At 47.3% G+C, this 25,537-nt stretch carries 29 protein-coding genes; 19 read left to right on the forward strand and 10 right to left on the reverse strand.

The window, feature by feature from the left end:
* Window positions 1-4 precede the first annotated feature (4 nt).
* Window positions 5-1,546: an alkaline phosphatase family protein gene (locus tag BLQ44_RS03575; protein ID WP_093192183.1), complete on the reverse strand. Its 1,542-nt coding sequence runs from the start codon at window positions 1,544-1,546 to the stop codon at window positions 5-7.
* 82 nt (window positions 1,547-1,628) lie between these two features.
* Window positions 1,629-1,781, reverse strand: a complete 153-nt coding sequence (locus tag BLQ44_RS16445) for a hypothetical protein (protein ID WP_176757413.1) — start codon at window positions 1,779-1,781, stop codon at window positions 1,629-1,631.
* Between the two features lie 119 nt (window positions 1,782-1,900).
* On the opposite strand from BLQ44_RS16445, the gene BLQ44_RS03580 reads away from it, so the two are divergent.
* The 3 genes from BLQ44_RS03580 to BLQ44_RS16770 all read left to right on the forward strand — a co-directional run bounded on the left by BLQ44_RS03580 (window position 1,901) and on the right by BLQ44_RS16770 (window position 3,015).
* A complete protein-coding gene (locus BLQ44_RS03580) occupies window positions 1,901-2,326 on the forward strand; it encodes a VOC family protein (RefSeq protein WP_093192905.1) in 426 nt (141 codons plus the stop codon).
* 13 nt (window positions 2,327-2,339) lie between these two features.
* Window positions 2,340-2,804 carry a GNAT family N-acetyltransferase gene (locus BLQ44_RS03585; RefSeq protein WP_245688085.1) on the forward strand — a complete coding sequence of 155 codons (465 nt, stop codon included), beginning with the start codon at window positions 2,340-2,342 and terminating at the stop codon, window positions 2,802-2,804.
* A 76-nt stretch (window positions 2,805-2,880) separates the two neighbouring features.
* Window positions 2,881-3,015: a hypothetical protein gene (locus BLQ44_RS16770; protein WP_281241388.1), complete on the forward strand. Its 135-nt coding sequence runs from the start codon at window positions 2,881-2,883 to the stop codon at window positions 3,013-3,015.
* Window positions 3,016-3,133: 118 nt separating this feature from the next.
* On the opposite strand, the gene BLQ44_RS16450 is transcribed toward BLQ44_RS16770, so the two are convergent.
* Window positions 3,134-3,295 (reverse strand): hypothetical protein, encoded by a 162-nt coding sequence (locus BLQ44_RS16450; RefSeq protein WP_176757414.1) that lies wholly within the window; start codon window positions 3,293-3,295, stop codon window positions 3,134-3,136.
* A 134-nt stretch (window positions 3,296-3,429) separates the two neighbouring features.
* Between BLQ44_RS16450 and BLQ44_RS03590 the strand changes: the two genes are divergently transcribed.
* The 3 genes from BLQ44_RS03590 (at window position 3,430) to BLQ44_RS03600 (ending at window position 5,942) form a co-directional block, all read left to right on the forward strand.
* Window positions 3,430-4,089, forward strand: a complete 660-nt coding sequence (locus BLQ44_RS03590) for a haloacid dehalogenase type II (protein WP_093192185.1) — start codon at window positions 3,430-3,432, stop codon at window positions 4,087-4,089.
* A 141-nt stretch (window positions 4,090-4,230) separates the two neighbouring features.
* Window positions 4,231-5,484 (forward strand): YeeE/YedE family protein, encoded by a 1,254-nt coding sequence (locus BLQ44_RS03595; RefSeq protein ID WP_093192187.1) that lies wholly within the window; start codon window positions 4,231-4,233, stop codon window positions 5,482-5,484.
* A gap of 143 nt (window positions 5,485-5,627) precedes the next feature.
* Window positions 5,628-5,942 carry a hypothetical protein gene (locus tag BLQ44_RS03600; RefSeq protein WP_093192189.1) on the forward strand — a complete coding sequence of 105 codons (315 nt, stop codon included), beginning with the start codon at window positions 5,628-5,630 and terminating at the stop codon, window positions 5,940-5,942.
* Between the two features lie 39 nt (window positions 5,943-5,981).
* Here BLQ44_RS03600 and BLQ44_RS03605 read toward each other — a convergent pair whose 3' ends face one another.
* On the reverse strand, window positions 5,982-7,217 hold the full coding sequence (locus BLQ44_RS03605; protein ID WP_093192191.1) for an MFS transporter: 1,236 nt from the start codon (window positions 7,215-7,217) through the stop codon (window positions 5,982-5,984).
* Between the two features lie 173 nt (window positions 7,218-7,390).
* Between BLQ44_RS03605 and BLQ44_RS03610 the strand changes: the two genes are divergently transcribed.
* Complete coding sequence (locus BLQ44_RS03610) at window positions 7,391-8,437, forward strand: zinc-binding dehydrogenase (protein ID WP_093192907.1); 1,047 nt, start codon at window positions 7,391-7,393, stop codon at window positions 8,435-8,437.
* Window positions 8,438-8,528: 91 nt separating this feature from the next.
* Here BLQ44_RS03610 and BLQ44_RS16775 read toward each other — a convergent pair whose 3' ends face one another.
* Window positions 8,529-8,774: an aspartyl-phosphate phosphatase Spo0E family protein gene (locus BLQ44_RS16775; RefSeq protein WP_093192193.1), complete on the reverse strand. Its 246-nt coding sequence runs from the start codon at window positions 8,772-8,774 to the stop codon at window positions 8,529-8,531.
* Window positions 8,775-8,863: 89 nt separating this feature from the next.
* Between BLQ44_RS16775 and BLQ44_RS03620 the strand changes: the two genes are divergently transcribed.
* The 3 genes from BLQ44_RS03620 to BLQ44_RS16825 all read left to right on the forward strand — a co-directional run bounded on the left by BLQ44_RS03620 (window position 8,864) and on the right by BLQ44_RS16825 (window position 11,038).
* Window positions 8,864-9,448 (forward strand): DUF421 domain-containing protein, encoded by a 585-nt coding sequence (locus BLQ44_RS03620; RefSeq protein ID WP_093192195.1) that lies wholly within the window; start codon window positions 8,864-8,866, stop codon window positions 9,446-9,448.
* A gap of 61 nt (window positions 9,449-9,509) precedes the next feature.
* On the forward strand, window positions 9,510-9,734 hold the full coding sequence (locus BLQ44_RS03625; RefSeq protein WP_093192197.1) for a hypothetical protein: 225 nt from the start codon (window positions 9,510-9,512) through the stop codon (window positions 9,732-9,734).
* A gap of 41 nt (window positions 9,735-9,775) precedes the next feature.
* On the forward strand, window positions 9,776-11,038 hold the full coding sequence (locus BLQ44_RS16825) for an NUDIX hydrolase N-terminal domain-containing protein (RefSeq protein ID WP_093192199.1): 1,263 nt from the start codon (window positions 9,776-9,778) through the stop codon (window positions 11,036-11,038).
* Between the two features lie 42 nt (window positions 11,039-11,080).
* Here the strand turns inward: BLQ44_RS16825 and BLQ44_RS03635 are convergent, their stop codons facing one another.
* Window positions 11,081-11,926: a YitT family protein gene (locus BLQ44_RS03635; RefSeq protein ID WP_176757415.1), complete on the reverse strand. Its 846-nt coding sequence runs from the start codon at window positions 11,924-11,926 to the stop codon at window positions 11,081-11,083.
* A 157-nt stretch (window positions 11,927-12,083) separates the two neighbouring features.
* On the opposite strand from BLQ44_RS03635, the gene BLQ44_RS03640 reads away from it, so the two are divergent.
* Genes BLQ44_RS03640 through BLQ44_RS03665 form a run of 6 tightly spaced genes read left to right on the forward strand, consistent with a single transcriptional unit; the run spans window position 12,084 to window position 18,407 of the window.
* The gene (locus BLQ44_RS03640; RefSeq protein WP_093192201.1) at window positions 12,084-12,734 is read left to right on the forward strand and encodes a GntR family transcriptional regulator; all 651 of its coding nucleotides are present in this window, start codon (window positions 12,084-12,086) and stop codon (window positions 12,732-12,734) included.
* A gap of 11 nt (window positions 12,735-12,745) precedes the next feature.
* Complete coding sequence (locus BLQ44_RS03645) at window positions 12,746-13,780, forward strand: DctP family TRAP transporter solute-binding subunit (RefSeq protein WP_093192203.1); 1,035 nt, start codon at window positions 12,746-12,748, stop codon at window positions 13,778-13,780.
* Between the two features lie 58 nt (window positions 13,781-13,838).
* Window positions 13,839-14,333: a TRAP transporter small permease gene (locus BLQ44_RS03650; RefSeq protein ID WP_093192205.1), complete on the forward strand. Its 495-nt coding sequence runs from the start codon at window positions 13,839-13,841 to the stop codon at window positions 14,331-14,333.
* Complete coding sequence (locus BLQ44_RS03655) at window positions 14,330-15,613, forward strand: TRAP transporter large permease (RefSeq protein ID WP_093192207.1); 1,284 nt, start codon at window positions 14,330-14,332, stop codon at window positions 15,611-15,613. Before BLQ44_RS03650 ends, BLQ44_RS03655 begins: the two co-directional genes overlap by 4 nt.
* A gap of 21 nt (window positions 15,614-15,634) precedes the next feature.
* The gene (locus BLQ44_RS03660; RefSeq protein WP_093192209.1) at window positions 15,635-16,804 is read left to right on the forward strand and encodes an aminotransferase class I/II-fold pyridoxal phosphate-dependent enzyme; all 1,170 of its coding nucleotides are present in this window, start codon (window positions 15,635-15,637) and stop codon (window positions 16,802-16,804) included.
* A 1-nt stretch (window position 16,805) separates the two neighbouring features.
* Entirely contained in the window at window positions 16,806-18,407 is a 1,602-nt protein-coding gene (locus BLQ44_RS03665; RefSeq protein WP_093192211.1) for a M20/M25/M40 family metallo-hydrolase, read from the forward strand.
* Between the two features lie 191 nt (window positions 18,408-18,598).
* Here the strand turns inward: BLQ44_RS03665 and BLQ44_RS03670 are convergent, their stop codons facing one another.
* The 4 genes from BLQ44_RS03670 to BLQ44_RS03685 form a co-directional block, all read right to left on the reverse strand.
* Window positions 18,599-18,952: a carboxymuconolactone decarboxylase family protein gene (locus BLQ44_RS03670; RefSeq protein WP_093192213.1), complete on the reverse strand. Its 354-nt coding sequence runs from the start codon at window positions 18,950-18,952 to the stop codon at window positions 18,599-18,601.
* An 84-nt stretch (window positions 18,953-19,036) separates the two neighbouring features.
* Complete coding sequence (locus BLQ44_RS16655) at window positions 19,037-20,353, reverse strand: globin-coupled sensor protein (RefSeq protein ID WP_093192216.1); 1,317 nt, start codon at window positions 20,351-20,353, stop codon at window positions 19,037-19,039.
* A 161-nt stretch (window positions 20,354-20,514) separates the two neighbouring features.
* Window positions 20,515-21,126, reverse strand: coding sequence for a TetR/AcrR family transcriptional regulator (locus BLQ44_RS03680; protein ID WP_093192218.1), 612 nt, complete (start codon window positions 21,124-21,126; stop codon window positions 20,515-20,517).
* The gene (locus BLQ44_RS03685; RefSeq protein ID WP_245688086.1) at window positions 21,071-22,327 is read right to left on the reverse strand and encodes an MFS transporter; all 1,257 of its coding nucleotides are present in this window, start codon (window positions 22,325-22,327) and stop codon (window positions 21,071-21,073) included. Before BLQ44_RS03685 ends, BLQ44_RS03680 begins: the two co-directional genes overlap by 56 nt.
* Before the next feature lie 205 nt (window positions 22,328-22,532).
* Here BLQ44_RS03685 and BLQ44_RS03690 point away from each other — a divergent pair, with 205 nt between their 5' ends.
* The 3 genes from BLQ44_RS03690 to BLQ44_RS03700 all read left to right on the forward strand — a co-directional run bounded on the left by BLQ44_RS03690 (window position 22,533) and on the right by BLQ44_RS03700 (window position 25,529).
* Entirely contained in the window at window positions 22,533-23,831 is a 1,299-nt protein-coding gene (locus BLQ44_RS03690) for an MFS transporter (RefSeq protein WP_093192222.1), read from the forward strand.
* A 106-nt stretch (window positions 23,832-23,937) separates the two neighbouring features.
* Window positions 23,938-24,726, forward strand: coding sequence for a sugar phosphate isomerase/epimerase family protein (locus tag BLQ44_RS03695; RefSeq protein ID WP_176757416.1), 789 nt, complete (start codon window positions 23,938-23,940; stop codon window positions 24,724-24,726).
* 74 nt (window positions 24,727-24,800) lie between these two features.
* Entirely contained in the window at window positions 24,801-25,529 is a 729-nt protein-coding gene (locus BLQ44_RS03700) for a MerR family transcriptional regulator (RefSeq protein ID WP_093192226.1), read from the forward strand.
* Window positions 25,530-25,537 lie beyond the last annotated feature (8 nt).

A 25,537-nucleotide genomic window follows, 5' to 3' on the forward strand; every position in this document is an offset into this window, starting at 1 on the left:
TTCTTTAGTCTGTTCGGATCATCGATAGGAGCCATTGTTTCAGGTCGACGATTCTCTTATGTTCAGGGCTCGTCGTCGTTCCGGTTACAATCATCGGAACGAGGGAGTCGTCTTTGTGCAGGGAACCGTGGGACGCGCCCCCTTTGTGGGTGGGGCTGCCTTTGACCTGGAATTCATAGCCCGGAAGCGCATCGACGACAAGATAGCGCCCTTCATGGGAATAGAAAGCTGCCGATAACCGTCCAAGAGCATCCGGATAGTTCCCGTATTCCAGTTGTCCCCGGTCGCCTATCGTTATATCTAACACGCCCGGATCTCCGTTGATGCTCCACTTTTGATTAAATTCATCTATACAGTCTTCCCCTGTTCGGAAAGAGAACGTTTCCATTGTACGGGCACACCGTACGGTTATGTCCCTGCCATTACGCCAGGCGACAAACCCGATTCTCTCGTCTGTCCGGAGCGTCTCAGCAATCGTTTCAAGAGGAAGATCTTCATCCAGTACATACACGTAAGCCATACGTTCATTGAGAGCAAGAACCAATTGAGCATCAGACCGAGTGGTAGTTGATAATTCGGGAATGCGGTATTGTTTTAACAACGAACGGAGGTCGATGAGATCTCTGTCCTGATAGCCGACCCTTGCCTGACCACTGTCTCCCATGATCACCCAATGAGCATCTTTTAAAGCTTCTTCCCAGGTATGATAAGAATCAAGGATAGTTTGCAGTTTACGGTCTGTATCTTTGATTCCTGCGATACTCGATGGTCCCTTTTTATGCACGATTTTATCGTTGTGCGGGAAATAAGCGATTGTGAATGGGGGAAGTTTCTGTTGCCTGATCAAATAGGTGAGTTGCGCTGTTGTGAATGCATCGTTGAAGCCGAATGCCTGCCAGAAATGGCTATGCCCCTTCGAAGGATTAATTCTCGATAATGCTCCGAAAGAGAAGCGATGCGTCCCACTTGTGGGAATCGAAGGGGGAAGGATGCCTGTCATCGTCATACTTCCTGGTGGATGAAGGTACCTCTGCTTTCTCCCCCGGTAAACGAGCGCATTGATGGATGCGGTCTCTCTGAGTTCCTCATGGATGGTCTTAACGTTCCGGCTGATGTGTTCATTGTTCAGTTCGTACAGGGAATGTTTCAGCACATTTCTTATCCCTAACATCATGATTTCCCGGGCGGCACTTCCATAGCTTATCAGTTCCTTATTCTTTGTATCGTACCAAACGAGCCCGGGAATTTTATGCTCATCCGGTTGGGTGCCGGTCAAGAGCGTCGTATCGATAGCCACGGACATCGTGGGATAAGCACTCACTATATCAGGGAAATAGCGGCCATGCCCCATGAAAAACTCAAGGGCCGGTGCTTTTCCTTCTTTGATCGCTTTTTGGAGGGGTTCATCCATCAAAGAATCGATGATCAGGACGATGATGCGCTTATGTCCATCCGGACCAGCATGGATTTTAGATAGGCGTCGCTTGCTGTATATATAAATGACGAGAAGAAGCAAGACAAAAAAAGCAATAATAATAAGTGTCATAAACAGAGCCCTTCCTTTTTGATTATGGTCTCCTCAAAAGAAGGAATTATGTAGAGAGCAGGGAAATCCCTGCTCAGAAAGCTTACTGGTTCTGGTTCCCCATGTTCCCCATATTCGTCAAGTTGGCAGGGAGTTTAGCCATTTGATCTCCGCGACCGTTCATCATACTGTATGCTGCAATCCCGATTCCGATAGATCCGAGTACGGATAGCCACTGCGTATTATTGTTTTTCATGAAAAATCTCTCCTTCCTGGGTGTCGGCTACTTGAGCCAATCTTAGTATGCCGGCAGGAGAAAAGGAACATGTGTGGAAATCTTTGCAGAGAAAGAAAAACGTGAGGGAGCTGATTGCAATGAATCGTATCAACCTGATAACGCTTGGTGTAAGGGATATAGGAAGGTCACTTCGTTTCTATCGGTACGGACTTGGCTTCGAGACAACAACTGCTGAAGATAATCCCGGGATTGTCTTTTTTCAATGCGATGGGTCCAAGCTTGCTCTTTATCCGCTAAAAGATCTGCAGAAAGACGTCGGAGTTAATGACTCGGGCAGTGGATTTGCGGGTATAACTTTGGCTTATAATGCAAAGTCGAAAGAAGAAGTCGATCACGTTTTGACTCAGGCGGAAAAAGCTGGTGGAGTGATTATAAAACCGGCTGACTATGTATTTTGGGGAGGGTATAGCGGTTATTTCACTGATCCAGATGGTTATTACTGGGAAGTTGCGTACGGAGCTGATTGGGAATTCGATGAAAATGATATGTTGATCATACCTTAAAGGAGGGGGAAAGATGTGGATTAGAGAAATGGATGAACGTTCGGCACGGAAGACGATGGAATGGAGGTACGAACCTCCTTATGACTTGTATAACGATCCATTCAGCGAAGAGTCCCTTCAAGAGAAATTGGATGGTTCTTATCGTGCAGTTCTTGATGAAAACGGCGAACTGTTCGGGTTTTACTGCACGGGTGAGAGCGCGGTGATCCCTGTGGGGAAGAAGCTTGGAGTTTATGAAGATGCAGCGATTGATATTGGATTGGGAATGTGTCCGGATATGACTGGGAAAGGGTATGGGCGAGCATTCATGGCTGCAATTATTGAGGATATAAATACAGAAGAAACTCTTCGTCTTTCTGTTGCTGTTTTTAACGAACGGGCGATCAAGTTGTATGAAGCTTTCGGATTCGAAAGGGCACATCGCTTCGAAACGGAAAAGAATGCATTCATAACCATGTTGAGAACGTCAGATAATTAAGGGAACGTGTGTTCTCATTTTTATTATAGTATGTTATGATAGATTCATCCCCTGGATAGAAAGGGGGTGAGTAGATATGACGGAATGGGTGTTTTTGACTTCTGCCATTCTGAATCTGATCGCTGTAATCATTGATATCAGCGGGAAATTCATACCCAAAAGGAAGTCAAAAAAAGAAGACTCCCGCTCTGCCAAGCGGAAGTCTTCGTAAGATCAACCCGGGAGAAAGGTCATACCTTTCTCCCCCTCATATTCTACTTCTAGTATAGCGTACCTATGCATGAATCTCAAGAAAAGATAGAGGTTCCTTTTTAGTGCTGATGCAGCTCCTAATCTTTCTGCTCCGCTTTTCTTTTTAACACGATCTCTCCGTTTTCTATTACGATATCCAGGGCCTCTCCTTTGGAGAACCCGGCTTTTTCCACAAGATTTCTCGGCAGTTCGACACTCGCATCTTTCTTGCCATCAACCTTTCGTTGGTAAGACATCATTCTTCTCCCTCCTGGATATCTATTTTCGCCATTATATCACAGAAAACTACAGGGGGTAAGGAGAAAAGGGTAGTTATGTTTTTCCTTGTTCCATTCCGGGAAGCAGGTATAAATGTTCAGAAGGAGGAAGATGTATGGTGAAGGCTTTGGTATTTGACGCGTATGGAACCCTTTTTGATGTTCACTCCGTCAGGGAGAAATGTAACGAATGGTTCCCTGAGCAAGGAGAAGCCATCAGCCAGACCTGGCGAGAGAAACAATTGAATTATTTCTTTCTTCGGCAGCTGATGGAGCGATATGAGCCCTTCGATCAAGTAACGAGGGAAGCGCTTCGTTACGCTTGTAAAGCGAATGATGTGACGCTGAGGGACGAAGCGGAAGAAGAGTTGATGGAAGCATATCTCAATCTGGATCTGTTTGAGGAAGTGGAAGAAGTACTTTCGCAGCTGAATGATAAAAAGCTCGTCGTGTTTTCGAACGGCTCCCCGGTGATGATCGATCCGCTGATTGACCGGTCTGATATCAGCGGTTATATCGATGACGTACTGAGTGCGGATGGCGTGAAGCAATACAAACCCGTTCCCGCCGCTTATTACTACGCTCAGCAGGAACTTGGAATCGAAAAAGAAGACATCCTCTTTATGTCTTCCAATCCATGGGACATATCCGGTGCTGCAAGCTTCGGCTTCCGGACGGCCTGGATCAACAGGAATGGTCTGCCTAAAGAAGAACTGGATATCCAGCCGGAGGTTGAATACGAGAATCTGAAAGGTCTTTTGGAATGGCGGGATTGAAAGGGTTGAAGAATGAAAAGGTCTCTCCTCGGGAGGGATCTTTTTTTTACATACAAAAACCAAGTAGATCGGTTGATTTTTCACGGAGTGGTATTGTATAGTATTAAAACCTAGTAAGTTAATAAGGAAAGGGTGTAATATATGTCTGTGAAAGTACAACCGGTCGACGAAGTCAAAGAGCCGGTAGAAAAAGATAAGGTTAAGTTGAATGATCCACAACCGAAACTGATTGCTGGAGGGGTTGCTGTAAGTCTTGTACTGCTTGTATATTTACTGGCGACTCAAGCCTTGTCGCAGTCCGTTCTTCTATTAATCGGACTGGGGCTTGGATACACACTGTTCCACGCTCGCTTTGGTTTCACGTCAGCTTTCCGTAAACTGATGGCCGTCGGAAACGGTCAGGCGCTCCGTTCTCATATGCTGATGCTTGCCGTGGCTGTCACTTTATTTGCACCGATTCTCGCTTTTGGATTCTCGTTTTTCGGTCAGGGAGTATCGGGGTACGTGGCACCTGTCGGGGTAAGTTTGTTCGTAGGAGCATTCATGTTCGGTGTCGGAATGCAACTTGGTGGAGGTTGTGCTTCCGGAACACTGTATGCTGTCGGTGGCGGACGATCCGTCATGTTCATCACGCTTTTATTCTTTATCGTAGGCTCGACGATCGGTGCCTATCACTTACCATTCTGGACTGAGGAGTTGCCGGCATTTGAACCGGTGTCTCTTGCAACATCTACAGGTCTTGGCTATGGTGGCGCATGGATCTTGTCTCTCGCTATTTTTGGATTGGTAGCCTGGATCACCATTGCGATCGAAAAGAAGAAACGCCCACCGAAAATGGCTCCGGTTCCGACGACAAAAGGGTGGAAACGCGTACTTCGCGGATCATGGCCATTGTTCGCTGCGGCGATTGTCCTTGCTGTGCTGAATGCATTGACGCTTATGACGCGCGGAGCGCCATGGGGCGTAACGTCCGCTTTCGCGCTTTGGGGATCGAAAGTCGCCATGTTCTTCGGTATCGATGTCAGCAGCTGGGGCTACTGGCAGGGAGCGAATGCCGAAGTGCTGCAGTCCTCCATTTTCGCTGATTCGACGACAGTATTGAACTTCGGTGTCATTCTCGGCGCGTTTCTTGCATCTGCTGCAGGCGGGCTGTTCCGTTTCACTAAAATCACTATCAGAAATTTCATGGCTTCCGTAATCGGTGGTCTGCTGCTTGGATATGGAGCAAGACTTGCATTCGGATGTAACATCGGCGCATACTTCGGAGGAATCGCATCCTTCAGTCTTCACGGCTACATCTGGGGAGTGCTCGCTTTGGCCGGAACCTTCGTGGCATTGTTCCTGCGTCCTTTGTTCGGGCTGTCGGTACCGAAACCGAAAGACTCTTTCTGCTAAATGAAGTATTTTTTAAACCTTCCGGGATTTGATTCCGGAAGGTTTTTTAGTTAGATCAGGCCGTTCGCGATTGACATGCCGGTTTATAACACAAGAATCATGGGAACAGAATTCTTGCTTGATATTTATCAGGAGGGGTTAGGATGAGTGATAGAGATCAGCTTGAAAATTGGAAGCGTTCCCTTCGCAGGGGACTCGATGATACAACGAAAGAGCTCGATAAATTGAAGAAAGAATTTCGTAGGGAAAGAGAATTGAGGGATCTCCAGATTGATCGCCTTACCAGCTGGCTCGGAGAAGAGGATATGCCGGAAGACGTGAGAGAGGACCTTGAGGAAAGCCTTGAATTATTGAAAGAAAAGAATGCGGAAAAAGAAGAAAGGATCCAGTGGCTCGAAACGTCGAAGCGTTCGACGGAGTTCATGATCCGTAAAATTGAGGAAGAACGAAGGGTATAACAAGAAAGCACGCTTTCCTACGAGAAAAGCGTGCTTTTATTAATTTGTATGAAGGGTTTCTTTCATCCTGAATAAGGCGTTGATCCCTGCCAAAAGTGGAAAGACAGCGACAAGACCGATAGCCCAATCGACGCTGATCATGTCTGCGAGAAGTCCCGCTATCAGCGCACCGAACGCATAGCCACTATCTCTCCAGAAGCGGTACACCCCCATCGAAGTCGCCCTCCATTCCGGATGAGCGACATCACTGATAGATGCAAGAATCACTGGATAGACCAGGGCTGTGCCAATACCAAGAAGAACAGCTGATAAGAGCCATAGGGTATAGGTATCGACAAGCAGGAAAAGCCATAGCGAAAGCGCCTGAATAATCATGCCACTGACGATCAGCGTTTTCCTCCCGATTTTGTCACTCCATACCCCGGTAAATAGCTGTACGATTCCCCACGCTGCAGGGTACACGGCGACGACTGTGCCGATCTGACCGACTGAAAGACCACCGGCAGCAAGGAAAACGGGGAACAGCCCCCAGGCCATGCCGTCCTTCAGGTTCGTCGTCAGTCCAGCGATGCTGTTACTGGAAAGGTCAGCATTTTTCCAGGAGGTACGTTTAAAAATCTCTCCTGTAGAGAGGGAGGTTTTCTGTTTCTTCTCTTGACTTGCCTGGACTTTGACATGTCGATCCGTATTTTGGACGATAAGGGATAAAAGAAAACCGATGATAACAAGTACAATGCCGATGTAGAAAGGCTCAGGACTCAAAGAATACGTCGAAGCTACATAGCCAGAGACAGCAGCCATCAGCGCAACACCGACATAGCCCGCGAATTCATTGAACCCTACAGCCAGACCGCGCTGGGTAGGCTTCGCAAGGTCTACTTTCATATTGACGGTCATCGACCATGTAAGAGCCTGGTTGATCCCGAGAAGGATGTTTGCCACTACAATCACCCACCAGGCGTGAGCGAAGATGACGATTATCGGAACGAAAAGTCCAACGCCCCATCCTGCTAAAAGAACCTGTTTCCGACCGAACCTGTCCGCAAGACTTCCTGCGAAAAAGTTGAGAATCGCTTTGGAGAAACCGAAGCTGACAATAAAGGATAAGGCTGCGCTCATTGACGCGAGACCAAAGCGCTCCTCCCCGATCATCGGAAGAATGGTACGTTCGAGACCGACCATCGATCCTACGAATAAATTGATGAGAACAAGAATCGAAAATTGCGCAAGGTTCTCTTTCACACCTATTTTGGTTGTATGAGAAGTCTTATGCATATAGTCACCTTTTCATGTAAAAATCTTAAAGTCGTACAAAATTTCAGTAATTGTAAAATATCATACATTACGGGGTATGTACAGCTTAAAGGATGCATTTTCTGATGAAGTATGTATACTTAATGAAAGAACGCAAAAGTTCAGTTCAGATTAATGCAGAAAGGATGGATCCAATGAAAGCAGTACAAGTGACAGGTTATGGTGACGTAGATAAGTTGGAAGTGAGAGACGTTCCTGTGCCGGAACCGGGAGCCGGGGAATTACTTATAAAAGTGAAGGCGTGTGCCATCAATAATACAGAAATCTGGATGAGAGAAGGAGCATATGGGACCGGAGGAAAGTCCGGGTGGAAACCGGAAGGCGTGAATTTCCCGAGAACTCCCGGGTCAGACATTACTGGAGAAGTGGTGAAGACTGGGGAAGAAGTCGATGAATCAATGCAGGGAAACAGTGTAGTATTGTACCCTCTTACGTCTGACGCGGAAGAAGGAACCGAACACTATGCGGACGATATGTCGTTCATAGGATCGGAATATGACGGGGGCTATGCCGAATACGTAGTATGGCCTGCTGAATTGTGTTTCCCGATGCCACTTGCAGATTATACAGAGAGTGCCGTATTTTCCGTCAGTGGTCTGACAGCATGGCACATGGTGGAACAGATTCAGGCCAAGCCGGGGGAGACGGTAATGGTAACGGGTGCTAACGGAGGAGTAGGCTCGTTGAATGTGCAGATTGCAGCTAATGTTTTTGGTGCACGTGTCATTGCGATTGTCGGTGACTTGTCCGAAGAACAAAGAATGAAGGAACTCGGTGCTTCTCATGTATTGTCCTACAAGTCAGAGAATTTAGCCGAAGAGATTCTCGAAGTTAATGGTGGTTCGATCGATTCTGTACTGGATGTCGTAGGTGATGCGTTGTTTGCAACATCTCTTCACGTGATGAAAAAAGGCGGGAAATTCTGCATATCAGGATCTGCCGGGGGACAGAAGACGAACCTGGACTTCCGGACCGTGTATTTGAAGCATATTACAATGTATGGCTCTGTACTGGGGACGAGAAAAGAGTTCAAGCAGATGCTCAAAGCTATTGCTGAAGGGAAAATCCGTCCGGTCATAGATAAAACGTTCCCGCTCGAGAAAGCGGGGGAAGCTCAAGCCTACTTCAAAGAGAAAGGCAAGTTCGGAAAAATTGTATTGCTTCCTGAAACAGAAGAATAATATCTATAACGACAACACCCCCGGACATTCACGTCTGGGGGTGTTTCTAATCTACTACCGGTTTCAGCTATATAAGTGATCAGCTACGCAATTATTTGCATTTGTATTGGTATTCGAATTTATTCAGAAGGGTGTCTAGTCTTTGGGAGATTTTCACCAAGTGATCATAGCTCTCGTTTCTTTCGTAAGCTTGAAACATTTTCTTCCTTACTTTCTCAATTTCTTTCAACAACGTTCGTTTCTCCTTGCATTCCACTATAAATAACTCCCTTGTATTATTTTTACATTTGTTTATTATAAAGGAAAAGGTTATACAAAAAAAGGCATACGTTTGCATACATGTATAAATAGTACATAAGTAGTGGTTGTCTCTTTCCGAATAATATACCTTCGACAAGGAAGGATAATGGGGAAGGAGTGATACGCGTGGAATGGGACGTTATATGGAAAGCGGCACTTATTGTAATCGTAGGGACTTTTCTGTTACGGATCGCAGGTAGAAAAACGATTTCACAGATGACGCTGGCCGAAACGATCATCATGATAGCCATAGGGTCTCTATTGATTCAACCAGTCGCAGGGCGGAACATTTGGCAAACATTTTTCGTCGGAGGGATGCTGATCGCAACGCTTCTGGTGATGGAATTCATCCAGGTGAAGTCGGACTGGATGGAGAAGTGGATCACCGGGAAATCGAAGGTAGTGATCAAGGGAGGGAAGCTTCAGGAAGACACGCTTAAGAAAGTGCGACTTACGGTCGATCAGCTTGAGATGACACTGCGCCAGCAGAACGTATCCAATCTTGGGGACGTGGAATGGGCGACGCTTGAACCGAATGGACAACTCGGATTCGTTTTGAAAAAGGATGCCCGTCCGGTGACCCAAAAGGAATTCCGTCAGCTGATGGAGGTCCTGGAATCGAAAATAGAAAATGCTTCAGGATCGGGAGATAGTCTTTTTCAGGAAATAGAAGCCCCTAAGAAGAAAGATATCCCGGACCATCTTAACTGAGAAGTGCAGAAGCGGCACTTCTTTTTTGTTATAATTTAGAAAAAGGATGGGGGGAGTAAGTATGCGAAAAGTTTTCTGGATGCCTTTGTTGGTTGCGATTAGTACCATGGTCGCTCTATATGGAATCGAAAATCTTCTTCACATAGGTCTGCTCCGTTTTTCTTTCAGTTGGAATGAACCGTTGGAGGAAGGCTTGTTTTTCGCCATGGATATTGCAGTTCTTCCTTTTGTGATCGGCATTCTTGCAGGTTTCCTGGTGGAACGGAAGCTTAGGAGAAGCATGTAACCATTCCATTCGTTGTATAAGACAAAAGGGGGAGAGAACGGATGACAAAAACGATACTCTTTGATTTCGACGGAACGTTGGCAGATACCCTGCCTTTATGTATCCATGCGTTCCAACCTGTATTCAAGACTTATGAAGGTAAAAATTATTCAGAAGAAGACATTGTGGCGATGTTCGGTCCTTCGGAAAGAGAAATTATCCGGGAAAATGTGGGGAATAGAAACAAAGAAGCAGCTATAGACCATTATTATGACATTTATGATCGAGAACATGAGGACTTCGTACCGAAGAACCGCGAAGTGATCGAGATGCTTCATTACTTGAAGAATTCCGGGATGAATCTCGGAATCATTACCGGGAAGGCGAGAAGGAGTCTCGATTTGTCACTTGAAAAATTGAACATGAATGATATCTTCGACGTTACCATTGCAGGAGATGAAGTGGAAGAACCTAAACCATTTCCGGAAAGTGTGGAGAAGGCCCTTGATTTTCTGGGTGCTTCTACGGAAGAAACACTTTTCCTTGGCGACAGTGGAGCGGATATCGGAGCAGGAAAAGCAGCCGGTGTCTCCACAGCACTTGTATCCTGGTTGCCAGAGTACACAGGGGCATCCTCCAAAGTCGAACCTACATATAAATTTGAAAGCCTCATCGGTTTTCTGCACGACCCGATTATTCAATCCGAGAAATCATTGGAATGGTTCCATTGGACGAAAAAGATCCAGGCCGTCTCCCAATCCGGTTTGGCTTATTCCAAAAACGTACACGATATTGAACGTTATGAAGAATTGCGGGACATAACTGCCTCTATGATGGAAGGGCTCACCGACTTCGATAAATTTGCCATCAGGGATCTTTTTAAGGGAGAGATAGGTTACGCCACGCCAAAGGTAGACGTGAGAGCAGTGATCTTTCAGGAAGAGAAACTGTTGCTGGTGAAAGAAAAATCGGATGGGCGCTGGTCTCTACCCGGTGGTTGGGCGGATGCAGGGCTGACTCCGGCAGAAGTGGCTGTGAAAGAAACCTGGGAGGAATCCGGATATGAGACGGAAGCTTCGGGGTTACTGGGGGTCCTGAACTACGGTTCTCATCCTCATCCACCATTTCCGTTCGAGGTGTACAAAATATTCGTAGCATGTGACATAACCGGTGGCCAACCTGCAAGAAGTATAGAAACGAGCGATGTAGGGTTTTTCGGTGAGACCGAACTCCCGGAATTATCGACGAACCGCAATACGTCCGGCCAGATCCGTATGCTTTTCGAGAATCGTAACAACGTAGATCAGTCTGTATTTTTCGATTAACAAGTCCGGGGCGTGGAGTCCCGGACTTTTCTATGGAGAATGCTAAGAATTTCGTGTTTCTCCCTTGTATCCTCTTCTGAAAATCTCCTGGACCCGGTGGACCGTGACGTAAGCATTCGGGTCATTATCCTCGACGAGCTTCCTCAGCTGTACGATTTCCCTTTTATTGATTACGAGGTAAAGGATATCCCGATTCTCCCGCGTATACCCTCCCTGTGCTTCCATGACAGTGACGCCTCTCGACATCTGTTTCAGAATCGCATTCAGCAGCTGAATATTTTTTTCAGAGATGATCATGACTGCGCTCCGTTCTTCAGCCCCTTCAATCATGATGTCGATGACTTTCGCTCCGATATACACGGAAATCAACGTATACATCGCGCGTTCCCGGCCGATGACAAATGCGCTGCCGAAGATAACCAGGATATCTAAAGCCAACATCGAACTTGCGATACTCGTACCGAAAGCTTTATTGATCATATTGGCCAGGATTGTCGTGCCTCCGGTCGTTCCTCCGGCCCGGAAGATCATACCGATGCCGAGACCTACCCCGAGTCCGGCGAAGAGAGCCGCAAGCAGACGATCCTCAATCGCTTCTCCCCAGCCCACAGTGATGTGCAGGAATATCGAGTTTAATATTATAGCGATGACAGTAAAGAAGATCGTCCTTTTTGTAAAGAACTTGTATCCGATGGCCACAAGAGTCGCATTGATTACTAGATTGACGAGGCCAGGCGACCATTCAAATAAGTAATAGGTGACGATGGTGATCCCGAATACACCACCTTCCGACAACTGGTTCGGAATGACGAAATAATTGATGCCCGTGGAGAGCACAAAACTGCCGATCATAAGGATGATCAAATCTCTTATATTTCTATTCAACATAACGCACCTCCTGCTGATGTCCATCATATCGTATCTATTTGCTTGTGTTAATATGTCGAAAATTCATAAATATTTAGAAAATTTCGTTTACAAACGCTTTCTTTTAATATACAATACACAGTATACTGTATACAGAAAGAAAGGAGAGGGGTGGAAGATGCAAAAAATAAACACGAATGTAAGTCTTGCAGACCAGGCGTATGAGTCTCTCAGACAGTCCATTGTCCAGGGGGAACTTCATGCGGACGAAGAGTTGAGGGAAGAGAATATCGCCAAACAACTCGGTGTCAGCCGTACCCCATTGAGAGACGCATTGCGAAGACTTGCGATGGACGGGCTCGTTGTTCTCAGGAAAGGGAAGCCCGCCAAAGTCGCTACATTCACCATGGAGGATTCCCTTCATCTGATCGAAGTAAGATCTCTGCTTGAAATCCACAACATAGTAACCATCACACCACACATCACAGAAGAAAGAGTCCAGCAACTGAGAGAGAACCTCTTTGCTCAGAAGAACGCGATTAAAGATGAAGATTATGAATCATTCGTCGAGCTGGACAGGGAATTCCACTTATTGCTCACCGAAGATAATCCGAACACGAAACTTCAGGAACTCATTCACCAGATGAACTCGGGAGACTACCGGGCATTCATCATTTTATCCAATACGCTATCTCCAAGTGCGGAAGTCGCTTACGGAGAACACCATCACATTTTAGAAGCTATAGAAAACAGAGATACAGAAAAAGCGAAAGAGACGATGGAGCATCATATGGCAAATATCAGAAAACGACTGACTCAGTCGAATTAGGAGGAGTACATATGAAAAAATGGTTAGCACTAGTAGTTGTAGCACTTATTGCCCTATCCGCCTGTGGCAGGCCATCTGACGGGAATGGAGAAAGCTCTGACGGAGGAGAAAGCGAAGGAGGAGAAGAGAGCTATACGATCCGTATCGCCCACCTCGTATCTGAAGAACAGTCGTCCCACATCGCAGCTGAATCGTTCAAGGAAAAAGTAGAATCCGAATCCGACGGCCAGATCAGCGTAGAGATCCATCCGAACGGCTCTCTTTTCCCGTCCGACCGTGAAGCGATCGAAGCGGTACAGCAGGGGAACGTAGAAATGACGATTCCTGCTCTTGCTTCCGTTTCTTCCTTCAACCAGGATTTCATGGTTTTCGACCTTCCGTTCCTGTTCTCGGATAGAGAAACGGCACACAAAGTTCTCGATGGAGAGATCGGTCAGCGATTGCTGGATGATTTGACAGAACAGAATATCAAAGGTCTCGTTTACGCGGAGAACGGCTTCCGTCACCTGTCGAACAACAAAGGTCCGGTAGAATCACTTGAAGATATCGAAGGTCTGAAGATGCGTACGCTTGAGAGTCCGGTTCATACAGCTACCTTCAATGCACTCGGCATGAACGCTTCCCCGTTCGCATTCGGCGAACTATACACGGCGCTTCAGCAGGGGACATATGATGCCATGGAAGGACCGGTATCCCTTTTCTACACAAACAAGTTCTATGAAGTGCAGGACTACATGACGATGACTGGTCACGTTTATGCACCAACGGCCCTTCTTATGAATAACGAGTTTTACGAAGGTCTTCCATCCGATTTGCAGGACCTTGTCGTAGAAGCTTCTGAAGAGTACCGTACTGAGCAGCGTGAGCTTGCCGGGGAACAGGATAGCGAGTTCGTGGACAAGCTGAAAGAAGAAGGGCTTGAGATTAATGAACCTTCCGAAGAGCTGATGAACTCTTTCCGTGAAGCGGTGCAGCCTGTGTATGAAGAATTCGAAAGCGAAATTGGTGCAGATCTCATTGAAGAAGTGCAAAATGCAGCAGAATAATGAAAGAGGAGGAAGGCCTGCGGGTCTTCTTCCCTTTACATAAGAGGGTGTGATTTCGATGGCGAAAGGTTTCGCAAACTTCGAAAAAATAATATTGGTCCTAACGTTGGTCGTTATGGTAGCACTTATTTTCGGTCAGGTCGTCGGGAGGTACGTTTTTTCATCTGCTCCGAGCTGGACAGAAGAAATTGCACGTTACGTACACATATTCCAGGTTTGGGTCGGTGCGAGCTACGCTGTGAAGATGAGGGAACATATTCGTGTGGATGCCTTCGTAACGAGGTTCTACGGGTTACCCAGGAAAATCATTGAAACCATCAGCATGCTGCTCTGGTTTTTTCTCGTATTGTTTCTTGCTTACTTCGGGACACAGCTCGTACTCGATACGATGAGTTATGGTCAGCAGTCGCCCGCCATGCGGATTCCGATGTGGATTCCGATGATAGCCGTGCCACTCGGTTCCATTGGTATGTCGATCAGGCTCATTTTCCGAATGATAGATATCTGGAAGGGAAATTACGATCGTCCTTCCGGTGAGGAGGCGACGTCATGAGTATCTTATTTCTATTCGGTACCCTTTTCATCTGTCTTCTCATCGGAGTGCCGATTGCGATTTCTCTTGGAGTATCCGCTCTTACAGCGATTTATTTCGGATCGACGCTTCCGCTCAATATCATCGTTCAAAAAGCATTCACTTCTCTCGATTCGTTTCCGCTTCTCGCAATCCCTTTCTTTATGCTTGCGGGGATCCTGATGGGGAAAGGGGGCGTCTCCAAACGTCTCCTTCACCTGGCGACGTCCATGGTCGGCTGGATGACTGGCGGACTTTCGATGGTTACGATTGTGGCCTGTATGTTCTTCGCAGCCATCTCCGGTTCCGGACCTGCGACTGTAGCTGCTATCGGTGGCTTCATGATACCGGCGATGATCGCTAGAAACTATAATCCGGGATTTGCGGCTAGCGTTCCAGCGGCTGCGGGGTCCATCGGAGTAATCATCCCTCCGAGTATTCCGTTCGTCATTTACGGGGTGACCGCTAACGTTTCAGTCGGGGATATGTTCATCGCCGGTATTCTGCCGGGTGTTCTCATCACTATTCTATTGATGATCACCGCGTATATCATCGCGAAAAGAAATGATTATAAGGCGGAAGAGGGGACGAAAACTTCCGGCAAAGAGGTGCTTCGCGCTCTGAATGATGCCAAGTGGGCCTTGCTTATTCCGGTCATCATCCTCGGAGGTATTTATGGAGGGATCTTCTCTCCGACGGAAGCTGCAGTCGTTTCCGTTGTGTACGCGCTTCTGATCGGCGGTTTCGTCTATAAAGAACTCACTTGGAAAACAACGTACGACGCTTTCCTTGAAACAATCGTCATCAATGCGACAACGATGATCATCATCGGGTTGTCTGTATCCTTTGCATATTTCATGACGCTTGAGCAGATGCCGGATCAGATTTCAGCATTCCTGACAGGACTGACGACGAACCCGTTCTTCATTCTTATCGTGATCAACCTCCTGCTTCTCGTCGTCGGTATGTTCATCGATACGATATCGGCTGTTGTCATTCTGACTCCGGTATTATTACCGATCGTTACCGAGGTAGGGGTGGACCCGGTCCACTTCGGGGTCATTCTTGTTGCGAACCTGGCGATAGGTTTCGTCACACCACCGGTCGGCGTCAATCTATTCGTCGCATCCACCGTAGGAAAAGTGAAATTCGAACGGATTGTAACAGGAATCGTTCCTTTCCTGGTGGCGATGATCATCGCACTATTACTTATCACTTATATTCCACAGCTATCCATGTGGCTGACGGAAATGTACAGATAATCAGAAACGAGGTGTCCGGTTTTGGCATTAAAACTCAACAAACATGCAGTAACACTGGAAGTGCCGGGGATCCGGCAGTTCGCCAATCAACTGAAAGATTACCAGGAAGCCATCAATTTGACGATCGGGCAGCCTGATTTCCCGACGCCGCCGGCTGTGAAAGATGCAGGGATGAAGGCCATCATAGAGAATGAGACGGCTTACTCCCATAATGCGGGGTTACTTTCTTTAAGAGAAGCCGTACACCGGTTTTTCAAAGAAGAATACAATCTTACGTATGATCCGGATTCAGAAATCGTCATAACGAATGGAGCGAGTGAGGCGCTCGATTCTGTATTCCGCTCCATCCTGGAAGAAGGGGACGAAGTGATCATCACCGCTCCCGCCTATTCCGCTTACGAAGCTCTCGTTGAACTTGCAGGCGCAAAAGCTGTCTACCTTGATACGACAGATACCGAATTCCTGCCTACGAAAGAGAAGCTCGAATCTCTCATCACTTCTAAGACGAAAGCTGTGTTATTCAACTATCCATCGAATCCGACAGGGGTGACGATCCCCAAGCCGCGTATGGATGAACTGGTGGAAGTACTTGAGAAAAAAGAGATCTATATCGTCAGTGACGAGATTTACAGTGAAAATACTTTTTCGGGACGCCACCACACGTTCGCGGCATATCCTGAGCTGAGAGATCGTACGTTTCTCATTCACGGATTGTCCAAATCCCATTCCATGACGGGATGGCGCGTCGGTTTCGTTCTCAGCGATGCTCCTCTGATGAAAGTGGTACTGAACGTTCACCTGTATAATTCCATCTGTGTTGCGCTTCCGAGCCAGTATGGCGCTATTGAGGCGCTGACCGGCAGCAGGGATGTTCCGAAAGAGATGAATCATGCCTATATCGCCCGCCGTGACTTCGTTTATAAGCGGCTCACGGAAATGGGGCTTCCGACTGTGAAGCCGAATGGAGCTTTTTATATTTTCCCTTCAATAGAAGAGTTCGGCCTTTCCTCGTTTGAATTCTGTGACCGCTTGCTGAAAGAAGGGGGCGTCGCATGTGTGCCGGGGAGTGCGTTTTCCAAGTACGGGGAAGGTTTCTTCCGCATATCCTATGCCTATAGTATGCCGGTGCTCGAGGAAGGACTAGCCAGGCTTGAAGCTTTTCTTAAGCAATTGAAAAAGGAGGTATCCTGATATGACACAATGGCAGACACCAGAAGAACTCAAGCATCTGCTCGGGGAACTCGTCAGTTGGCAAAGCCGTTCCCATACGGAGGGAGAGCGCGTTTTTCCTCATCATCTGAGAAATAAACTGAAAAGCGTCGCTTATTTCAAAAATCATCCCGAGAAGTTGAAGCTCTTCAAGGCTCCGGATGGACGCGAAGGGGTGACGGCGCTTTACACTTCCCCGGAATCCAGAAAAACGATTGTGCTCATGAGTCATTTTGATACGGTGAATACCGAAGAGTATGGTCATCTGGAGGACCTTGCCTTTCACCCGGAATTATTGACGGAGACGTTGCATGAGTACAAGGAAGAAATGCCCGAAGAAGCACGAGAAGACCTGGAGTCCGGGGAGTTTCTGTTCGGAAGGGGAACGATGGATATGAAAATGGGGCTCGCTCTTCACATGGGGCTGATCGAACAGGCCAGTGAAGAAGAGTGGCCGGTGAATCTTCTCCTTGTGACCGTTCCAGACGAAGAGGTCGACTCTGTCGGCATGCGGGAAGCGGTCCCGACACTTGCTGCATTGAAAGAGGAGTATGATCTTGACTTCACTCTATTTCTGAACAGCGAACCGACGTTCCAGGAGCTTGGAGACGAGAACTTTTACATGTATTCGGGATCGATCGGAAAAATTATGCCGGCCGCTCTTCTTTACGGAAAAGAAACCCATGTAGGGAACCCGTTGAGCGGCATGACCGCGAACTACATGGCCACTTTTCTGACCCAGAAGATGGAGTGGAACCCCGATTTCCGGGAGACGGCTCTTGGGGAAAGTACGCCGCTCCCGGTCTCTCTTCGTCAAAAGGATCTGATGGCGATGGAATACTCGACACAGACGCCTTACCGTGCGCAGGTGTTGTTCAACGCCTTTTTACTCGAACGATCGGCGAAAGATATTCTGGAACTGTTCCGGAATACAGCACAGGAGGCGGCAGATGCCTGTAATGAGGCCTATCTCTCCATTTGTAAACGCGAAGGTGTGCAGCCGCTTGGCGAAGTCGAAGTGATGGAATATCGGCAACTGATCGAGTACGCCGAGAAAAAGCTCGGAAAAGATATGGTGGAACTGTACAGAAAAGAAGCGGTCGACTCCGGGGAGTGGGATGATCGGGAGACAGCGATTCGCATCGTGGATAAACTGATGCTTCATTGTCAGGAACTCGGTCCTGTCATCGTCCTCATGTTCGCCACCCCTTATTATCCGGCCGTGAACTCGTCGAGCGATGACCTGGTGAAAGGGATTATTGATCGCATACAGACAGAGGCGAAAGAACAATTCGCTCTTGATATCACCCAGGTCCATTATTTCAATGGAATCTCGGATCTGAGTTACGTGAACTATGAAGATGACAACGGGGACTGGAAAGCATTCGAACAGAACGCACCTGTCTGGGGGCATCGGTATACGATTCCGTTCGAAGATATGAAGAAGCTGAAGGCGCCGGTACTTAACCTCGGTCCTTATGGGAAAGACGCCCATAAACGCACCGAGCGCCTGCACAAACGGAACGCTTTCGAAGAGATGCCGGTCCTTATCCGGAATCTTATCGATTATGTGGATAATTATTGATAAGAAACGAAGACGGTTGCCCATAGGGAAGCCGTCTTTATAATGACTGCTGGAGTCTTTTAGTGTTTCTTTCTTCCCATTCAAACATCGGACGAGTAAGAGCAAGAGATCCGCTCATCAGTTGCGATGAACACAAAAATAGAAGTGCCAGGAAGCACTTCTATCTGCGTCTTACAAAAGAGATGGGGCATTCACTCTTTCGCAGCGTTCAATTCTTCAAAGATGGGTATCCCCTTAATAATGGATCGACTCATGGCCGATCCTCCTCCGTATGCGGAGGCGACCGCCATAATTTCGTAGATCTTTTCCTTGGAGCATCCTTTGCCCAGACACTGATCCATATGATAGGTGATGCTTGCTTCATCACCATCTTTCAAAGCGATGGCCAGAGCCATTCTATGTTTTTCGGCTTTCTCGATTTCTCCATCTTCAAATGCTCCGCCGGTGAAATCATTGTAGGCCTTCACGGATTCCGGCATAGTTCCGGTAAGCGCTTCGATTCCTTCCCGGTAATTATTCAACATGTCCACTGCCTTTTTGGTCACGGTACCACTCCTTTTTAACTAGGATGGCCCATTTTTGAGAAAACAAACGTAGGAAAAGCAGGAAGTCATGCGGTGGAACCTTTCTTAGACGGAAGACATCCTTTGTCCTTTTTGGAGGAGTTCGTTGGATACATTCGATAGGTTCGTTGTTGAATCCGCCAGCTCTCTCACAGAGTGGACGATCAGGTCGACTTCATCTTTGTTGGTTTTGAACATGTCGCTGTAGTTCGCCATTTCCGTTCTCACCTGGGAGAAGCTCGATTGGACATCTGCGATATTCCGGTCGGATTCGGATGTCGCTTTGTTCATCGTTTCGAGGGACTCTACGAGCTGGTCGGTGTTCGTATTGCTCTCCGTGGAGAGAGCGATGATGGATGTAGTGATTTCTTTCGAATTCTCCGCAAGCTTCCGGACTTCTTCGGCGACGACCGCGAAGCCTTTGCCGGCATCTCCGGCTCTGGCGGCTTCGATGGAAGCATTGAGCGCAAGCAGGTTCGTCTGCTCGGCGATTTTTTCGATCTGCTCGGTCATTTCAGAGATACTTCTTGAGATCCGCTGCATTTCTCCGACTTTGCTCGTTCCGATCGCCATCTGGTCTCGCAGGATAGTGAAGGAGGATATCATCTTTTCGATATTTTCGTTGCTCCTGTCCGCAAGGTCGAGAACGTTCTGGTTACTCTTCATCGTTGTCAGCGTATCATTGCCCATTTTCTCTGCCCGCGTTGCTGTTTCCCCGAGAGAGGCCTCATTTTCATCGACCATCGCAGCTAATTGCTGGCTCAACCCGCCCAGTTCCTGTTGAAGACCCTGTTGCTCTTCGTAGAGGGAAGTGATCTCTTCCATTTTACTGTCGAGATACGTTTCCACGACGAGTTGTGCGTCGAAGTTCATGACGTCCGTTACTGATACAAGAACATTCGATAATTTCTGAGGGTCATGAATGTACAGTTCCACTATTTTCGGAATAAGGAGACTGTTGAAGGCCTGATAGGTAGCCAGGAACCATCCTACAGGGAGATCCGCCCCTTTGTGCGTCCCTCCGATGCGTTGCCTGACCTGAACATACTTGTCGTCAATGGAGCCTTCGAAAAGGGTGGCGAGATACATGGAGAATACTTCTTTCAGTTTGCCTCTCGTCGTATGAGTCTCGGCAATCGTCCTCAGCTCATCTACGGTGTAGACGTGGTCGAGGACCGTATCAAGAAATTCATCTTTGATTTCCAGTATGTATGGCTTCACTTCCTGGAGGACCTGTAGGCTTTCCGTCGTTACGTTCATATAGCGGAGGCGTTCTTCAAGTACAGAATCCTGAAGCTTGCATGAGGTTCCTTGAGTGTAGTTCAATGGCGGACGAAATTCCTTGCTGAGGTCGGGTTTTTGCTTCAATGAAAAAAATGCCATGTTTGCTCTCACCTTCCGTAACTTTATACTTAGACCTTTATACCCTGTATCGGAATAATCCAAGCAATTATGAGAAAATTTTTTTAATTTTAATGTATAAAAAGACCTCTTTCTTTGAAAAGAAAGGAGTCTTTTGCTCTACCTCATCAAGCTTGGAGGAGCTACCGGATTCCGAGCATATATTGAATCATATCGAACAGAAGTTCACTTTGTTCTTTGGATTGAACCTCTTCTCCGGCCAGAGCTGAATCTACAGCGATCCCGTCCGAAAAAGAAATGATCGCACGGGCGATGGTCCCGGGAGAAAAGCGGGGAGTGAAGATGCCTTGAGACTCTCCTTGCTGGATAATGTTTTCATACATACTCACCCCAAGATGGTAGCGGTCTCTGGCATAGACGGATAGACTTTCATCGGTTCTTCCGCTAACGAAGAACTCCAAGACGACCGGAGCGAGCGAATCGTTATATTCTGAGGGATGCTGTTCTTCCCCGAACATTCTTTTTTTCAGAAGAGTCCACGGATCTTCTCCGTCTTCAAGCGCATCCGCCGTCAGTTGATAGATATCTTCCAGTTTATCGCCGATGAGGGATTCGAAGAGATCGCGTTTGTTGGAAAAATACTGATACACCCCTCCGCGACTCAAACCGACTTCCTCATAGATATCCTTTATCGTCGTGTGCTCGTAACCTTTCTCTATGAAGATTTTCTCAGCGGCTTCAAGTATGTCCTTCCGCCGTTTCTGTTTGTAATGATCGCTCATTTTCGGTGCCATGCAACTTCCTCCTGTTGATATAGAATGTAAGACTGAGTAGAACGAGAAGCACCCCTGTACTAATGAAGATAGGAATCACACCGTAGACAGTGGCAAGGATACCGCCTGTCAATGGACCTACAATCGTTGCAATCGTAGTGACGCTGTTCACTACTCCAAAAACGCGACCTGTCAGATGGGATGGGGTCGTCACCTGAATACTGGCCTGGAAGGGGATGAATCCTAGACTCGAGGTGAACCCGGCTACGAAACCGAGAATGATCATCCAGAGCGTCGAATACCCGAGGTCCATTTGTGTAAACCAGCCGAGCAGGGAAAAACTGATCCCGAGACCGGTCATGCCGGAGATCATCAACAAGAATGCATTGTAATCCGTTTTTTTAGCCAGTATGACACTGGCTGTCAGCATCCCCACACCTGAAGCGGTAATCAGATAGCCGAATAAGTCAGGAGAGGCATCCGTCAGCTGGCGGATGAGAACGATGAACTGAGAATCAGCAAGCTGGAGAATGAGTAATCCGCTTCCTATGATGACAAGACCTGATAAAAGGAAGACATGTTCTTTCATGAAATGGAAGCCTTCGATCCAATCTTTTTGGAAAGATGAAGGTTCACGCTTCGTCTCGGCCGTTACGACACGATCTCCTGCTACAAAGAGAAGGAGAAGTGCAGAGAGAAGGAAGGTTCCGCTATCTATGAAGAAGACGGTACTAACCGGGAAGACAGTCACGAGTAATCCTGAAAGAAGCGGTCCTGCGATTTTCGTACCGGAATCGATGGCTGAAGTGACAGACATGGCACTCTTCAGATTATGTTCCTCGACGATTTCTTTCAGCTTTCCATTTTTGGATGGGATGAATACTGCAGAGAAGCAGCCGATAGCAAAGAGGAAGCCGTAGACCATCCAGATCGAGGTGGCGAAAGCTAACCCGATAATAAGTCCGGCGCGGATGAGGTCAGATGTAATCATCAGGGATTTTCTCGGAAATTTATCGGAAACGACGCCGGCAAAGGGGCCGAACAGTGCCATCGGAACGGCAAGCGAAAGCATGGTCAGGGATACTTCCAGGGGAGAGGCTTCCCACCGCATACCAACCATTGTAAAGATGGCGATCATACTTAACCAGTCGCCGAGACTTGAGACGAGCTGGGCACTCATCAGAGTGACATAATTTTTATTCTTCCATAACGATTGTTCCACATCGTTCATCTCCCTTTTGAGTTAATGAGAAGGAGTCTGGGATAAGTAGAATCCTTCCTCTTTTAAAAACGACATCAGTGTCATTTTTATTATAACGACACACGTGTCACTTTTCAAGTAAAATTTGCCGTTTAAAGAAAGTATTTTGGGTTAAACAGTACTAAGGTATATTTCTTACATTTAAATAGTCAGGAGGAAGTGATAGATGAGCAAATCAACGATGCACCTCGGTATCATTACAGCGCCGGGCTATGCTCAGAAGATAAGTGAAGGTTTGAAAAATTCCCTTCCTGATTTGCTCGATTATTATGTCGATGACAATGTGGAATGGAATGTGGATTATATCACTGACGCACTGACCGGTGCGACGGAGGATTCCTCAGAGATTCTCGGGGCTACCCTTGATAAGAGGGAAGAAGATGGTTGGGACTATGCCATTTGTCTTACGGATTTACCGTTATTCAAAGGGAAACGGCCGATTGTAGCGGAAGCCTACATTGAAGAGAACGTCGCCCTTTTGAGTATTCCGGCCCTTGGTTCTACCCCTTTGATCAAACGGATCCGTGAATCCGTTCTGCAACTCGTCAACGAGATGTATTTCGGTTCTACAGAGGAAGAACGGGAAGAAGCTGAGAAGAGAATACAATCCAAACGGGAAGAGAACTACAATGAAGATCACGAGGAATTAAGGAACAAAAGTTCGAAGCGTCTCGTAGGTAAGAGACTCGTAGACCGTCTTTCTCCTATGCAAAGGGAGACCCCGGATGATGAAGAATCGAATATCGACGTTCGCTTCACTGTCAAATCCAGGGTCAGCGGCGCCTTGAGGATTCTGACAGGAATGGTCCGTGCTAATCGACCGTGGGCGATGTTTCCATCATTCATGAAACTGATCGTCGTAGCGTTTGCAACGGGTGCATACGCTCTCGTTTTCCCTACCTTATGGATGCTTAGCAGTAACTATGGGATCTGGCGGATGCTTATGTTGACACTTGTCTCCATTACTGCGATGGTGCTTTGGATCATACTTGCTCACCGGTTATGGGAAGGGAAAAGAAATAGCGTCCGGGATTACCTCCGGAAACTGTACAATACAGCTACCTTGATGACTCTTTTCGTCACGGTTGCAATGTACTATTTCCTTCTGTTCGTCTTGTTTGCCGGAGCCGTCATCATTCTTATACCTATGGGGATGCTGGAATCCCAGGTCAATGCGGATGTAGGGTACGTGAACTACTTCTACATTGCATGGACAGCTACAAGTGTAGCGACGATCATCGGTGCCCTCGGCTCTGCCCTTGAGAATGAAGAGGTTGTGCTATCCGCCGCTTATGGCTATCGTCAACGTCAGCGTTACGAGGAAATTAAGCAAGCGGAAGAAGAGAAGAAAGAGGCTCAGGAAGAGAAGAAGGAAGCGGCAGAAGAAAAGAAAGAAGCTGCCCAGGAGAAGAAAGAAGGAGAGAAGAAGAAGCAGGAAGGCGAAGAAAAGAAACAGGAAGCATAATGTTCGCCGGAATGATTTGATAAACACGGTCCAGTTAACTGGTCGTGTTTTTTTACATGGGTCACGCAAGGCGATGTGATACCATAAGGAAAAGGAGAGGATGTACATGAATATTGGATTGCAGCTATTCTCAGTGAGAAATGAATTGGAAAGGAACCCTTTCGAGACGCTCAAGAAAGTTGCTGAAATCGGCTATACGTACGTGGAACTGCCTATCGATTGGATGAACAGGAAACCTGCTTCTGAATGGAAGCGTATGCTTGAGGAAAGCGGATTATCGCTTTGGGCCGTGCATCTTCGGTTGATGGATGGGATGGAACCGGAAGAGGTGAAGAAATACATGGAGGAACTCGGATGCACGCGACTTGTCCATCCTATCGAATTCTTTGAAACGGAGAAGGACGTTTCAAGTTTTATAAAAAAGATGAACGATTGGACACGATCCCTTCCGGATATGGACCTTTATTATCATAATCATTTTCATGAGTTCCAGGAAATCGGAGGAAAGCGTGTGCTCGATCGTTTGATGGAAGAAACCTCGTGGAAACTCGAACTCGATACATACTGGGCTGCGCGAGGTGGCAGCTGGCCGACGGAAGCATTGCAGCAATATGGGGGCAAAGTGGAGATGCTTCACCAGAAAGATATGCCGCACTTGGAGCCCGTCAATATTTTCGAAGAGATAGGAGGGGATGCAGTGGTTTCCATGGACACACTGGAGAACTACGGGAAAGCTGGGAACTTCACGGAAATCGGCCAGGGAACCATGGATATCCCGGGCATTCTCGAAGCAACAGCTGCGGAGATCGTGTTCGTGGAGCAGGATGCCACGGTGAAGGAAGAATTAGATAGCGTGGAAGAAAGTTTTCATGCCATCAAGCGGATGACTCCATGATCCGATGCCGCTTCCTGTCTTGACCCTCACGTCAGGTCAGGGTGTACGCTTGTTTTCAGGAAGGGGAGGATACAATGAAGACGAAAGAAGTTGCGGAGATGGCGGGTGTGAGCGTCCGCACTCTTCATCACTACGATAGCATCGGGTTGCTGGTCCCTGTACGTCTACCGTCCGGCTATCGTTCTTATAGCGACAGTGACATCCAGCTACTTCAGCAGATCCTTTTCTTCCGCGAGCTCGGATTCTCTCTTGATCATATTAAAGACATCGTTCATGACAGTTCCTACGATGTGACAGACGCGCTTCTCTACCAGCGCAAGCTCATGGAGGAAGAGAAGAATAGAGTGATGGTGATGATCCGGAAGCTCGACGAAACGATCGAAGACAGGAAAGGAGAGAGGGTTATGTCGAATCAGGACAAATTCCAGGGGATCGATTTTTCCCACAACCCTTACGAACAGGAAGCGAGAGAGAATTGGGGCGACGCAGTCGTAAATGAGTCGAACAGGAAAATGAGCGGCTTTGATAACGAGGAACTCAAGGAGAAATGGGAGAGGATCTTCAGAGAACTTGGTGCGGTGAAGGACCAGGATCCTCGAAGTGAGGAAGCTCAGAAAAGGATAGGTGAGTTGTATCATTTTCTGAACAGTCATTTCGGTACGTATTCACCGGAAGCTTTTCGAAGCCTCGGTGAGATGTATGTAAGTGATGAGCGTTTCACTGAAAACATAGATCAGTACGGGGAAGGACTTTCCCTGTTTCTGCGGGATGGGATGGCTGAATGGTCCTGGAATCATAAATGAAGCTTGTT

The sequence above is a fragment of the Salimicrobium halophilum genome (assembly GCF_900100295.1).
GTDB classification, from domain to species: domain Bacteria; phylum Bacillota; class Bacilli; order Bacillales; family Halobacillaceae; genus Salimicrobium; species Salimicrobium halophilum.

Coding starts and splice junctions, on each gene's coding strand:
- BLQ44_RS03575 (WP_093192183.1), bottom strand. CDS start 1,546: ATGACACTTATTATTATTGCTTTTTTTGTCTTGCTTCTTCTCGTCATT.
- BLQ44_RS16445 (WP_176757413.1), bottom strand. CDS start 1,781: ATGAAAAACAATAATACGCAGTGGCTATCCGTACTCGGATCTATCGGA.
- BLQ44_RS03580 (WP_093192905.1), top strand. CDS start 1,901: ATGAATCGTATCAACCTGATAACGCTTGGTGTAAGGGATATAGGAAGG.
- BLQ44_RS03585 (WP_245688085.1), top strand. CDS start 2,340: ATGTGGATTAGAGAAATGGATGAACGTTCGGCACGGAAGACGATGGAA.
- BLQ44_RS16770 (WP_281241388.1), top strand. CDS start 2,881: ATGACGGAATGGGTGTTTTTGACTTCTGCCATTCTGAATCTGATCGCT.
- BLQ44_RS16450 (WP_176757414.1), bottom strand. CDS start 3,295: ATGATGTCTTACCAACGAAAGGTTGATGGCAAGAAAGATGCGAGTGTC.
- BLQ44_RS03590 (WP_093192185.1), top strand. CDS start 3,430: ATGGTGAAGGCTTTGGTATTTGACGCGTATGGAACCCTTTTTGATGTT.
- BLQ44_RS03595 (WP_093192187.1), top strand. CDS start 4,231: ATGTCTGTGAAAGTACAACCGGTCGACGAAGTCAAAGAGCCGGTAGAA.
- BLQ44_RS03600 (WP_093192189.1), top strand. CDS start 5,628: ATGAGTGATAGAGATCAGCTTGAAAATTGGAAGCGTTCCCTTCGCAGG.
- BLQ44_RS03605 (WP_093192191.1), bottom strand. CDS start 7,217: ATGCATAAGACTTCTCATACAACCAAAATAGGTGTGAAAGAGAACCTT.
- BLQ44_RS03610 (WP_093192907.1), top strand. CDS start 7,391: ATGAAAGCAGTACAAGTGACAGGTTATGGTGACGTAGATAAGTTGGAA.
- BLQ44_RS16775 (WP_093192193.1), bottom strand. CDS start 8,774: ATGCAAACGTATGCCTTTTTTTGTATAACCTTTTCCTTTATAATAAAC.
- BLQ44_RS03625 (WP_093192197.1), top strand. CDS start 9,510: ATGCGAAAAGTTTTCTGGATGCCTTTGTTGGTTGCGATTAGTACCATG.
- BLQ44_RS16825 (WP_093192199.1), top strand. CDS start 9,776: ATGACAAAAACGATACTCTTTGATTTCGACGGAACGTTGGCAGATACC.
- BLQ44_RS03635 (WP_176757415.1), bottom strand. CDS start 11,926: ATGTTGAATAGAAATATAAGAGATTTGATCATCCTTATGATCGGCAGT.
- BLQ44_RS03640 (WP_093192201.1), top strand. CDS start 12,084: ATGCAAAAAATAAACACGAATGTAAGTCTTGCAGACCAGGCGTATGAG.
- BLQ44_RS03645 (WP_093192203.1), top strand. CDS start 12,746: ATGAAAAAATGGTTAGCACTAGTAGTTGTAGCACTTATTGCCCTATCC.
- BLQ44_RS03650 (WP_093192205.1), top strand. CDS start 13,839: ATGGCGAAAGGTTTCGCAAACTTCGAAAAAATAATATTGGTCCTAACG.
- BLQ44_RS03655 (WP_093192207.1), top strand. CDS start 14,330: ATGAGTATCTTATTTCTATTCGGTACCCTTTTCATCTGTCTTCTCATC.
- BLQ44_RS03665 (WP_093192211.1), top strand. CDS start 16,806: ATGACACAATGGCAGACACCAGAAGAACTCAAGCATCTGCTCGGGGAA.
- BLQ44_RS16655 (WP_093192216.1), bottom strand. CDS start 20,353: ATGGCATTTTTTTCATTGAAGCAAAAACCCGACCTCAGCAAGGAATTT.
- BLQ44_RS03680 (WP_093192218.1), bottom strand. CDS start 21,126: ATGGCACCGAAAATGAGCGATCATTACAAACAGAAACGGCGGAAGGAC.
- BLQ44_RS03690 (WP_093192222.1), top strand. CDS start 22,533: ATGAGCAAATCAACGATGCACCTCGGTATCATTACAGCGCCGGGCTAT.
- BLQ44_RS03695 (WP_176757416.1), top strand. CDS start 23,938: ATGAATATTGGATTGCAGCTATTCTCAGTGAGAAATGAATTGGAAAGG.
- BLQ44_RS03700 (WP_093192226.1), top strand. CDS start 24,801: ATGAAGACGAAAGAAGTTGCGGAGATGGCGGGTGTGAGCGTCCGCACT.